We start from the raw sequence: 13,205 nt of genomic DNA, 5'->3' as shown, positions 1-13,205 counted from the left end.
GGTATAGTGTCCGCACTGAGTGGCTCAGTTGTCCGCACTCGGTGGCTCAGAAGAATGCACAAGTGGCTCATTTTAAATGCAATAATCACGCGCACGAGCCTTCGAAAATTTATCCTCTATCTTTAAAATATAGTATTGTAAATAGTGTTGCAGTCTTTCAGAATTAAATGAACTTTCCTCATCTTGAATGTTTTCTAATTGTGCTAGTTGCGCCCTATCTAAATATTGCTCATAATATTTATTTGTTTTACGCCCAATTGATTCAACTAAAAATAAATCATCATCAATTTCTTCAAAATGCTTTATTTCAACTATTTCCGGCCAGAAAGAGCCTTTAATAATCTCTCCTACTTTTAACATTTCAGCATCTCCTTCAATCATTACGTTCAATCAACTTAATTTAAATTATATAGCAATTACCCAAATACTGTTAGAAGTAATATAAGACAAAAAAGCTAGAGAACGGAATAAACAGTTCTCTAGCCTCTCTTTAGTAAAGCGCATTATACATATGAATCGTAAACTCTGTCTCGCGATAAGGAGTGACTTTTTCATCTTCTACTGTTACCATTCGCAGTTCGCAAGTTTGACCTGTTGGATAATAGTTTTCTACAAGGTTAAATATAAGTTGCTCCGTACGTTCATGGTTTTCCCCCACCATATCAAATGTCCATTCAATTTCATTTGAAATACGCTCATCATTCAAGTAAAATGCAGCCCGAATTGTACGTGCCTTGAATTCCAGTGAAATACTTTGTTCTTGATATATCGGCACTTGGATACGGTAACCTGTGATTACACGTTTTGGCATGGCTACACTGATTTCAACAGGAAGCGATTGTGAAGTACGACGATAATCAATTAGTGGTACTATTAATTCTTGAGGTGTTGCACCGCCGTGTACAAACTGTAACCCTCCACCACCAATAAATCGGTTTACGCCTTTAGCAATCACTGTTTCTACACCTTCTAATGTGGAAAAATCATCTGGCACATTAATAGCTCCATCATCTATTAGTAGATGATGGCCAACGGCAAAGCGACGATTTGAATCAATGATCTCACCTTTAACACTCGCTACTTTAATGTCATTTTCAATTTTTGGATATTGATAAAGGAATCCGTGATCTGCTGTTATAAAAATTCGTTTTGCCTGCAATTTAGATAATCGATCAACAGCAATTGATAATTCTTTTATTGCTCGTTCTGCAGCTATATAAGTATCTCGTTCGGATTTTGCAGAATCACCTGCTGCATCGATTACATCATGATATAAGTAAACAAGACGCTTTCCTTTTAGATTTTCATCTGCTGTCGCTCTTGACCAATCTAATAAATCTGTTAAACGATAGGCAATAGCTTCTGGGTGGGCATTTTGTAAAATCTTTATACGATTAGCCATTCCATTTGTCGGTTGACCATCTGCCAAAACTATCCCATTTTCAGTAATTGTTAATTGTTTATGAGGTAATAATGATGCCATACCTAATTGTGTATACGTTGGCATATTCGCAACTAACGGACTGATTGAGGCAACTCCATTTGAACGTAAATTTAACCGGGAAACTAATTCTGCCCCTACCTCATATCGTACTGCATCCGAAATTATCACAAATATTCGTGTTGATTCTTTCTCAAGAATCGGCTTTAAAACTTCTTTATAAAACTTAGCCTGTTTAGGTAATTTTCCCATATCTTCAGTTTCTAAAAGGTAATTAGTCTCTTGAGCAATTTTCAATAAATATTTATTTTCATACCAATTTGTTAATTGCTCAGCTAGTTTTTCTAGCATTTCTTTATTTTCTAATTGCAAAAACCCCGTCATAAAGCGTCTGTATGCTTGATCAATTAAGTATAGTTCACTTGTATATTGTACGTATAAAGGCTCACGAGTATCATATTGCTTCAAGAACATCTTATACTTTGATAAACGGACTGCATCTATCATTACATTTAACAACCTTCGGATTCGTTCATTTCGTTTCGCCCAATGCATTTTTAAACGCTTATTCAAAATTTCTGTCCAAGCATCAAAATTGGATGTTTGATGAAGAAGTTCTTCAGTTAGCCTATTTATCAATAAATAATCGACACTTGGGAAAGTTGAAATATCAGCAAATTGCTCGACTGGACGTTCATGTAACACATCAATAATCGAAAATTTTTGTTCAATTTCCTTCATATAGGTTTCTAAAACTTCTAATTCGCTTTCTTTTGTATGTAGCCAGTCATCAATAAATAAAGCACATACATTACCGCGGGTTGTTTCATATTTCTTTTGTAATGACTGTTCTTCAAAATGTGCATGACGTTTGAAATGCGCATACAGTACATGTTCTATTAAATACTGCAATGTCATATCACTTGAATGCAAACCAAAGTAATCTGAAATTAGCTCCCACATACGATTCGTGCTAAACCGTTTTGATATGGCTTTATATACTTCATTTGTTTCTTCTTGTAAGCCACGCAACAATAAATGGCGAGTAATCTCTTCCATATTTGCAATGGGTGCGCCTGTAAGAACTGCTAACATAGCATACTCGATTTCGCGATCAGTGGCATTGGGTGGTACGACTTTCTTTAATTTATTTTTACGCTCTGCACTTTTAAAAAAGTCTCCATATTCCTTAATCAAAGGTCTTAAAACGGCATCACTTACTTGCAACTGATCTGCAAGTAAAGCATTCGTATCCGCTTTAAATTCAGCACCGTAAAGCTCCATATCCAGTAAAAAGTTCTCTTTTATCGCTGGTTTTGCAAAATCAGCATATAATAAAAAGGAATCCTTTTTCTTTTCCAACTCGATTTCTAATTTAAGCGTAAAGAAATTATTGCGGGTTAATTGGCGGATATGAATCGGTTGCTCCGCTAATGCTTCTTTTAAATCAGAAACAGTATATTCTCCTTGCTCGTCATACCAAAAAATAACCGTGCGCGGCTTATTTTTTTTATATAGTTCGTCCTCTATTCGCTCTTTTAACAGTTCAATGACATTCATTGTGTCACCTCATTATGAATATTTACTAATAAGTTTAATTATACCTTAATATGAAACAAGCCTCCTTACCAAAGTAAGAAGGCTATGATTATTTATTTAATCTTCGCTAATACACCTTTGCCACCACGATAGAACTTCTCATAGTTCACTTTCACACCATCGTCTAGATCAATTTCAATCTCTTCGTTAGCTATTTCAGCTAAACGTTTATCGAACTCTCGTAACTCATCCATTTTCTTTTCAAAAGAAGTTTTTTCTGCTGTTAGCTTTTTCTTCTCACTTGCTGATAAGTTTGGATTTACTAATCGGTTTTCTAAATCTGTAATTTCATTTTGATACTTAGCTTGGATTTCTTGCAAATGCTCGAAACGAATTGTTGCCATTGTGTCTGGTTGGTAGCGATGCATATAAATAAGTGTTCGTAACCCCTTTTGTTTACCGGAGTCTACCAGCCAATAAATTGGACGCTTTTGATACATCTTACAATGTTCTTCAAAGAATTCATCTATGAAATAACGTCTTAAACGAGTTTCTGCATCTTCCCCTTTTTTCATTTCAAGAGCTTCTGCTAACCATTGTATATTTTCATCTACTGTTTCTGAAGAATATACAACTGCAAGGAATTCACGAAGACGAATTATAACATCGTTTTCAAAATATGACGTTTCAGTAAACTGAAAAATTTCACCTTTGTTTGCTTTGAATGTACCATATTTCTCCGGATTCCAATTACCTCCTGCAAACGCAATTCCTTCAACATCCAAAGAATATCTACCGAGCAAACAACCTATATAAAATGACAGTAAACTAATCGCTTCACTTTTTTCATTAGCCTTATATAGTGAAATATCATTATCTGAAACACTATAAGATAGTTCTTTACTTAATTTATATAACTCAATGAATAATTGATTTATATACTCTTCATTTTTCTTTAGTTGTAAAAATTGGGTTTCAGTACTAGATTTTCTTTTTTTGAAAATTTCACTAAGGTAACCATCTTCTTTAAAATATAGTAAAGGATGTTTTGAAAAATCATATGATACTTCCCACGAATCCCAGTCTTGTTTAGAAATCTTTATATTTTCTTTTACTTTATTTTTTATTATTTCGCTTTGCTCATTATTTAACTTTGGAATAGGAATTCTTAATAAATCTTTTATATTATAACTTATAGTGTCATTTAGGCTATCTAAAATTCTTTTTGTAATGTTCGAAGATAAAATTGCCAATACAATTGTTAAATCTTCTGTTTTATAAGGAAAATATGAAGATGATGTACCAGAAAAAATAAAACCCGACGGCAAATATCTAACACCAAATTTGGAACTACTTAATTTAGTCCAAGTTATTCCTTCTTTAAAATAAAATCTTTCATTACGAATATTAGAAGAAGGATGATTTTTAATTTCTTCTCCATTATTCATCCAATTAATTACTTCTAGATTATTACCGTACCATTTTCTATATTCTCCACCATTCGCCAAAGGTATCCATTTATAATTCTTATTAAAAATACTTACATTATCTTTGCAGACTTCATACCAATATCTAACAAACTTCTCGTTATCCCCTGTTGAAAGCCCAAATTTACCTTCTCCAAATTTATCTAATGTAGGTGATTTTTCATAATTTAATAAAATTTCCTCTGGTAAATCAAAAGCTATTGGCGAATAGGGAATGGCTTTAAATTTTTTTATATCTATAAACTTATAAAGATTACTTTTATTAGGGAATGTATCAGGCTTATCATTTTTCAAGTCTGGATATTTAATTTTCAAGAACAATGTTTCTTCATCAGTAAATTTCTGTTTAAATATTGTCGCAGTAGTTCCAAATGCAATTCCCATTACCATTGAATCCATGCTTAATATTTGACTAATTTGCAAATTTTCTATAATTGAGAGTCTAAAATTTTCAAAATTAGGAGAATAAATCCATGATTGCATTGTAACAGCTGCTAATATTTTCGTTTTGGAACTACTTAAACTAAATTTCTCTATAAAGGCAGAGTATAAATCAAATTTACAATTCGGATAGTATTTATTTATAAAGTCATTTAGATTTTCTTCTCTATTTTTTATCCCCATATACGGGGGATTCATCACAACAATATCATATAGATTACACATAATTTTTGTTTGCCAAACTAAAGCTGGTAGTACTTCTTTTGCAATATCATGCTGTTCCCCATAAAACAAATCTTCTACGGGATTAATTTGAATATGTTCTAAGCGTTCCTCAATAAATGTGATATCCCGTTCTGTAATATCGATTAAAGAACCATATGTTTTCGCATTCTCATATTGATTAAAGAAAGCTTTTACTTGATTATATCGCTCGCCCTCTTCTTCCTGAGCAATATACGCAATCACGCTGTCTGAAATGAAATTCGTTTCCTGTATGGATGCTAAATTTAATTGAATGCCTTCTCGTTCAACACTACGCAAAAAACGACGAGAATAAGAAGAGGCCTTCATTACTACTGCAAATGCTGCTAATTGATATGCACGGTCATCAATATCTAATCCATATAAATTGTTTTCTATGATTAATCGTGGAATATCACGTTCTGGGTAGCCACACTTTTCATAGATCTTATGAAACACTTCAAACGCATAAACTAAAATATGGCCACTTCCCATCGCAGGATCAAGCAGCTTAATATCCTCTACTCTTAACTCTTTATTCACATATGGAGCAATTTTCTCGTGGAAATCCTCTTCTTCATGCTTTATGAAATATTCCCAATTACTGATTAAATCTTCATCTTCTCGATGCGATTCGGTCCAGTAGCGTCCAAGTGAGTTCTGTACCATATACTGCACGATCCACTTCGGTGTAAAGAGCTGTGTTGCAAAAGGAATTTCCTCTTTTTTATATTTGCTTTTTTGCGCAAATACTCGGTCCTTTTCTTCCGCTATGTAATATTGATACAACCAACCAATCACTTCAATTTCTTCAAAACTATTCGTTAATTCATCATTTTGAACAAGTACCTTAATGACTGATTGTGCATCAAGTAAAAAGTCTGGTAGTAAAAGCTCCGTATAATCTTGAATTTGTTCAAATAGGAATGGCAAAATACTGTTTAATGCATTACATTGTGCAATAAATAACTTGCGATATGCACCTTCTGTATCTCCTGCATCTAATAATTCACGAATTTCTTCTTGTTTTACTGGTAAATCCATTGTTTCATATTCAAATAAAATATCAGGATCTACTCGTCCTACACTACTTGATAACACATTTACTTTTTCTGGTAAGTAATCATGTACTTCCATATAACGAATGGCAATAATACGGTTAAACCATGTATAGGCAACCTCTTCTACTAACTGCTTATAACCTTTTTGTTTAAGCTGATTTTTTAATGAGTTGAATGCTTGTTTCATGTAAAGGGGGTATGGCTTATCATTAATCATTAATTGCCCAAATTGTTCTTTAATTTCCAAACTGTTCTTTTCATCAATACCGTACAAGAGTGCCTTTGTTTTTACTTGATCAATTAATTGACGACGTGATTGAATAGCAAAGTTTTTCAATTCCGTTTTGTTCACTTTTTCCACCTCATTACAACAAAGGAAGGGAAAGTCCCTTCCAATGCCTATAATTCAATTTTCAATGTATGTTCTTTTAGTTCTTTTAATAACTGTGTTCGTAACTCTGCTAATACAGCATCTAGGTCAGATTGTGTTTCGATGCTTGTATGTGAAATCATGCTTTTTAATTCTCTTGAAGAAATAACTTTTGTTCCTTTTTCACGTACAACCGTAACAGGTGTGTCTGGACTTGTCGGTTTTAATTGTAGTAATTCTTTTTCTTTACGTTTTGCTTCTTCTTGAATTGTTTCTGTTACTGTACGTAGTTTCGTCAAATTCATTTGTATCGTGATTAAGCTACTACTATTTAAAATTTCTTGTTGCAACATTTTGAAATTCTGCATTTTATCAATTATTAATTCCGTAATAATTTCATTATTTGAATAATAATCTTTTAAATCATCTATCTTTTTCTCTAATTGTGTAATTTGACTTGCGAGACCTTGTTTTTGTTCTGCTACTTCTTCTTGAATTGCTTGACCAAGTTTTTCAATTAAACTAGGCAATTGCGGAATCTCACTATATGGTGATGCTTTCGTTAAAATGTCGGTAATATTTTTCTTTAGCAGGTTTACCTTTTGTGATTGTGTATAACGTAAATCATTTTGAACTTGATTTAAAAACGATACTGCTTCATCAAACCGTTCAATTGGTGCTTTTAAATAGAAACCAATTAACTGTTCAATCGCTTCTTGCCAATCGTATAAATCATCCTCGGCATCAATAAATGCCTTAACAAGTTGTTCTGGTTCCCGAATTTGTGTTAATCGAAGTATATCGATTTTTAAAGAACTAATCTTTGTTCCTTCAGGATAAGTAAACTCAGCAGATAGTGTTTTCTTTCGACGTTCATCCATCTCATCTAATGGTTCGATAAAATACTTCTGTAATGCCGATTTAATAGCATTCGCGAACTCTTGATAAGAATCTCCAATATCCATTCGTCCGAATAAATCCTTATATAATCCAGTGAATTCACGACGCACTTTTGGATCTACTTCAATCTCAGGAATCACACGTATTTTATCTCGCTCTGTTGTTCGAGCAAGTTTATCATAAAATTGAGTTGAACTTGTTGGCGTAAAGTGTTCACCTCCAATCATTAACTTTACTTTACCGGAGTGCATTAAAGCTAGGACAATGCCGATTGTATCGTAGTCACTCCAGCCATAAGGGACCTGATTATATTTATCAATAACATCCTTTAACGATGGTTTCATATGCAAACGAATGAGTTCATCTAAATAGCGTAATACCTCGTTATAAGCTTTTACATTACCTATTTCGCCTAGTAAATCATTTGAAATACCTTTCTCAGCTAGGATTCTCCATTGTTCTTTGAATGTTTTCATTTGAATTGGTTCATCAATGTATTCTAAATACTTGTACGTGTTTTGGATTAACATATCGAAGGCGTCTGATACTTGCTTTTCAAAACTGCCTCGGAATGTACGCTCCTGCATTTGAATGAAAATTGTTGCTTCTTCACAAGCTTTTCGTAATAATTCTTCTGCCTTTACCTCGTAGTCACCAATACTCTCCATTTTCGCGTCATAAATACGATGTTGCGCCTGTGTTGTACTTGGATTACGTTTTAAATTCACATAACGGCGGATCTGTTCAGAAATACGAATAGCTTCTTCTGCCTCGGCAATTAATTCCTCATTTAAATAAATAACCATTTGCCCTTCTACTGCCTGTAAAGCAGCTTCTGTAGGGGTTAACCCACCCGTAATGACTTGCATTGTTAACGGATATTTCATATTTGTTTTTGCATAGTTATCAAAACGTTTATTGTAATCAAAAAGCATTCCCTTTTGATAGTTATATTTAGCATTTGGATACATTTTCTCAAAAAATGTATCGCCCAATCTTTCTTTAATCTTGATAGCATTAACATCAACATTACGAATTTCTTTATTTATTTCTTGCTCTTCATCTGATAAAAATGAGTATGTTCCATCTGCGTGCTTTTCAATAAACATCGTTTGCTCTAGACGGTTTAACGATTCTTTAATGACAAGTTCATTTTTTTCAGACTGAATACTTTCTAATAAAAGTGTTGAAATATTATTGGGTGTTGCTTTAATGTGGTCTATTCCTTTAATCAAATACAATACTTTTAATACATCAACATCATATTCAACAAGACCTTCCGAGTTTTTTGCACGGTTTTCAGCTCTCGAAATCGTCTGTACGATAGCTGATTCTAAATGTTGACGAATCGTTGGATAAAACTCCGCCATCGTTACTAAATTGCCTATCTCTTCTTGGCCATTGTATATCGCTGCTTCTTGGAAAGCTTTTAATAATGAACGTTCCCCTCTTGAAGCGTAGGAACTTCCTTCACCATGTATACCAATTTTCTCTAATACTGCTTGCAATAAATCCACTTGATAAGGTACAAATGGATATGTTTCGACAAATTCATTTGTTGAACGATAGCCTGAGCGATATTGTGTTCGATCTTTATCAAAAGAAAGACGATTACGAATTAATTGCTCATTCGGTTCAAAAATGGACTCTAGTGTTTTCGAAGCTGTTTCTGTCTTTTCTAATAATCGACGTTTTAAAACTTCATCTGTATCTGAACTCGATAAATTAATCCGTGTTTCAAATCTTCCTTGAATTTTCGAAAAGTCTTTTGTATTGGCTGCATTCATATTAGAGACGTCTTTAATCTTTTCCTGAGAAGTAACAGCAATCCATGCTTGTCCCATCGCAGCAGCACCAATTTCTTCAACAGCGTTTTGTAAATCAAGCATAAGGTTATTGTCTGTACCGATATATTGACCAACTTCATCAATTAAAAAGATTAATCGATATTCAGAACCTTTAGATTTACAATATTGTGCAACAAGCTCTCCTAATTGAACAGCTGAAATCGAAAATTCCTTTTGTGCTGATTTTACTAGGAAATCCGCTGTTTCTTGTTCATAGCCAATTTCACAAAGTGATGCAATAATTTTTGCATACCTCAAGCGGAATTTAGTACGGAAATCCTGCCATTTTTCGTCATACAACTCTTCAATTTTCGAACAGAAAGCATCATATTTTTGGTCACTAGCTAGTTGTCGTTCAAAATCTGCTACCCATAGCGTATTGGAATAACCTAAATGTTCATTAAAAATACGTAAGATGATTTCGATAATACTTTCTTTCGTTCCACGCGCTGCACTGGCTCCTGCTTCAGAACCAACATTAAATAACAATGCATCTGAGGGTTTTGATTCTATCCGAGACATTGTTTCTAAAAGTGTGACATCAGAAATTTTATCTTTAAAGTATTCATATGGTGATTTATTTCCCACTTTCTTACCATCCAATAAATATGATAGAATTTTGAGGAAATGTGATTTACCGGAACCGAAGAAACCAGAAATCCACACACCAACATTTTTGGTTGGAGTTGTATAAGCCTTCTCATAATTTTTATAAAACCCTTTTAAGCTATCTAAAATTTCTGCTGTGACAACGTATTCTTCTAATTCTGTTTGTATTGTATTTTCATCAATTTGACCTGCTTGCACAACACCATTAATTGGTCGGTCAATTTTCTTCTCAAAAATCTCTTTAATAATCATTGTTCCTACTCCTTATGAAATCCTTGTAATTTGGTATTCATCTTCATGTCGGAATTTGTTAAATAGACGTAAATCTACCCCTGAAAAATAACCCGGATAAAATAATATAAGCGGTATTCTAAATGCATGGTTAGATAGTTTTTTAAGTAAATGACTTGAGCGAATAAATGGATGTACTGTTCCTACACCTGTTATAAAAATCAATTCCACGTTATTCGCTTTTTCAATGAATGCGTTCACCAACAAATCTTGATCTTCTAAAACAGTTTGAATAGCTTGAGAAAGCTCCACATAGCCTTCTTCTTCAGCAATAGTGATTAGTTCTTCTAAATCATCTTCAAATAAGCTAATAAGGAATTCAAAAAGATTGATTTCTATAATGTTCAACGACGTTCTTCTTAATAATCCCTCGACATATGTACGTACTATTAATTCTTCTTCAGCTGGATAATCAAAAACAAAATGTGGAACTTCATTTCCAATCCCTTTCGGTGTTGTAAACCCTTCTTCATTTATACGATCTTCCATTTGTTCTAATCGTTTATATATAGTCACTCTTAACCACCTGCCTTTAAGGTTATTAATGCTTTTAACAAATCGTCCTGTTGTTCAGCACACTCTTTGAGAGCTTGACTCACATGTAAAGTAGAGATTCTATACCCATCGTCCACTAATTCAATCATACTGCTTTTTCTGTAAAATAATAGAAGTGTACTATTGATTTTCTTTCTTGTAGCTGTATGCCAGTTTGCGATTTTTTCTGATTGTTGCTCCTTTTCTTCCATGTAAAAGCTCAGATCTGAAACCCGTAAGTCTCTATTTTTATGTTGATAACGATAAACAATCAATTCATAAAAATTTTCGTAAGCATATCGATAACATTTAAGGAAACTATATAATAACAGTACTTTTTGATCAGAATTAGTACCATTGAAATAGTATTCAAATAATGTTGGATGTAATGTCTTTGCTCTACGATAAACCATTTGAAATCTTTTACTAATTGCCGACTCACTTCTTAATAAGAAAACATTATCCTCAATTACTTTACTTTTTATTTCTTGGCGGCTAAAGCCTTTGTGAAGTTGATTTAAAACATATTCAATTTCTTGTTGAAACCATCCTTCGCTCGTAAAACCAGCTGAATATTCCATTAAAAATCCCTCGTTTCAAAATCACTAGGTAAATCGTATCTATAATTTCCATTTTACATGAATCGCCATATTATTTAATAATCCAATCAAACGGAAGTTCTCACTTCTTGAATTGTTTATATTAAATTTGTTTACACCAATAGTACTTATTAAGTAAGTTCCTTTTCTATAATTTTCTCTGCCCTTTTTTTCTTTTTAGCTCGTACAAGCGTAGATACTGAAATCCCAGTCATATCTTCAACTTGTTTATACGAATGATTTTCTAGTAATGATAAGGCATGATTAATTTGCTGCCTTGAAAATTTTTTTGGTCTTCCCTCTCGGAAATCAGGATTCTGCTTGGCCAACATTTTTCCTTCTTGGGTTCGTTCTACAATCATATCTCTTTCAAACTCAGCAAAGGCGGAAAAAATCGTAAAAATTAGACGGCCGGTTGGTGTATTTTCAATAATGCCCATATTTAGTACATAGACTTTAATATTCCTATTAAAGAAATCTTTAATGATTTCTAAAGCATCTTGCGTACTCCGAGCAAAGCGGTCTAATTTTGTAACTACCAATGTGTCTCCTTCTTGCAAGAGATTGATTAATTTTTGAAATTCCGCTCGCTTTTTATTTGTACCAGTAAATTTCTCAGAGAAAATTTGATCGCAGTTTTCCTTCTTTAATTGCTGCAACTGTAATTCTAAATCCTGATGGATTGCACTTACCCTAGCGTAACCATATTTCAATAAAATCACCTCTTTACACCAGTTTAAAGCACATATTTTGAACATAAGTATTGATTATGCGTATCACCCTTATTTTACAGTATTAGGAATTCACGTTCAATACTTTGGAGTTTTGAGCAATTCTATTGATCAAGTAGAATTCTTTTCACTATAATTCTTAAAAGTTATAAGCAAAAAAATAGGACTGAAAAAGATTCAGTCCACAGGCTGTTGACGAACCAATTCGCTTTTCGCGGATTGGTTCGTCTTTTTTAGGTTCGATGAGCTTGAGGCGCTCTGCCCGGCACAAGATTGAAAAAATGGTATGTACACGGTCTCTCCAGGCCAACAGGTTGGCCAGCTTCTTCATGTTTTGTGCGGTGGCTGCCACCAGGTTGGCGCGCTGGACCGCCTCACGCCCACGGTAGAACGTGAAACGGAGCCCATGAAGCTCCTTCGCGTCAGCGAACGAGCGCTCCACGGTCTGTGGCCGGAGACGGTATAGGTATTGACCGGATGCGGTCAATCGATTTCTGTTCACCGCTTCGAGGAACGGCTCGTCCAAATGGCGCGTGATGATCCGACGGTTCGTCTCGTTCTCCATGCATTTTTCGAGGAGCGGGCAGTCTTGACAGACTTTCGGGTCGGACACGTATTGACGGTATCCTTGGCGGGTCGTCGTGCTGTAACGGAGGATTTGGCGGGCCGGGCAGCGATAGGCGTCCTCATCCGCGAGGTAGGTGAATTTGGACTTTCGGAACTTCCCTTTCTTGCCGCCGAAGCGGCGTCTCGAGATGACGCTATAGATGCCACGATTGACGAGCGACTTGGCGATCTCCGTTGAGAAATAGCCCGCGTCGAGCGCCACCGCCTCGAGCGGGAAGGCGAAATGCTGAAGAATGTAGTCTAGACGCTCCAGATAGACGGTACTGTCATGCACGTTCCCCGGCGTGACGTAGGCATCGACGATGAAGTTATACTTTGCGTCGACCGTTCGGTGGACGAGCCAAAAGAAGCCTTCCGGCTTCCGGGTCCGATACATATAGCCCGCCTCGGGATCGGTCCGGCTCACCTTGCTCACCTTCTTTTTAGGTTCGCTGGGCTCGGCGGGCTCTAGCGCTTTTTTCCGTGCGCGGACCGATCCTCGTTCA

8 protein-coding genes are annotated in these 13,205 nt (G+C 34.8%); all 8 read right to left on the bottom strand.

The annotated features are described in order from the left end of the window. Positions 1 to 72 precede the first annotated feature (72 nt). Positions 73 to 360, bottom strand: coding sequence for a hypothetical protein (locus KNP76_RS15025; protein WP_214844980.1), 288 nt, complete (start codon positions 358 to 360; stop codon positions 73 to 75). Between the two features lie 130 nt (positions 361 to 490). Next, positions 491 to 3,001, bottom strand: a complete 2,511-nt coding sequence (gene pglZ, locus KNP76_RS15020) for a BREX-1 system phosphatase PglZ type A (RefSeq protein ID WP_214844979.1) — start codon at positions 2,999 to 3,001, stop codon at positions 491 to 493. 92 nt (positions 3,002 to 3,093) lie between these two features. Next, a complete protein-coding gene (gene pglX / locus KNP76_RS15015; RefSeq protein ID WP_371816279.1) occupies positions 3,094 to 6,573 on the bottom strand; it encodes a BREX-1 system adenine-specific DNA-methyltransferase PglX in 3,480 nt (1,159 codons plus the stop codon). Between the two features lie 38 nt (positions 6,574 to 6,611). Further along, complete coding sequence (brxC, locus tag KNP76_RS15010) at positions 6,612 to 10,190, bottom strand: BREX system P-loop protein BrxC (protein ID WP_214844978.1); 3,579 nt, start codon at positions 10,188 to 10,190, stop codon at positions 6,612 to 6,614. A 12-nt stretch (positions 10,191 to 10,202) separates the two neighbouring features. Then, positions 10,203 to 10,745 carry a BREX protein BrxB domain-containing protein gene (locus KNP76_RS15005; RefSeq protein WP_371816278.1) on the bottom strand — a complete coding sequence of 181 codons (543 nt, stop codon included), beginning with the start codon at positions 10,743 to 10,745 and terminating at the stop codon, positions 10,203 to 10,205. Positions 10,746 to 10,747: 2 nt separating this feature from the next. Then, complete coding sequence (locus tag KNP76_RS15000; RefSeq protein ID WP_214844977.1) at positions 10,748 to 11,344, bottom strand: BrxA family protein; 597 nt, start codon at positions 11,342 to 11,344, stop codon at positions 10,748 to 10,750. Positions 11,345 to 11,493: 149 nt separating this feature from the next. Beyond that, a complete protein-coding gene (locus KNP76_RS14995) occupies positions 11,494 to 12,075 on the bottom strand; it encodes a recombinase family protein (protein WP_214844976.1) in 582 nt (193 codons plus the stop codon). 157 nt (positions 12,076 to 12,232) lie between these two features. Continuing rightward, a partial coding sequence (locus KNP76_RS14990; protein ID WP_214844975.1) for a transposase occupies positions 12,233 to 13,205 on the bottom strand: 973 nt, incomplete at its 5' end.

The organism is Exiguobacterium sp. s150 (genome assembly GCF_018618435.1).
Classification (GTDB): Bacteria; Bacillota; Bacilli; order Exiguobacteriales; family Exiguobacteriaceae; genus Exiguobacterium; species Exiguobacterium alkaliphilum.
This window is presented reverse-complemented; position numbering and strand designations above follow the sequence as displayed.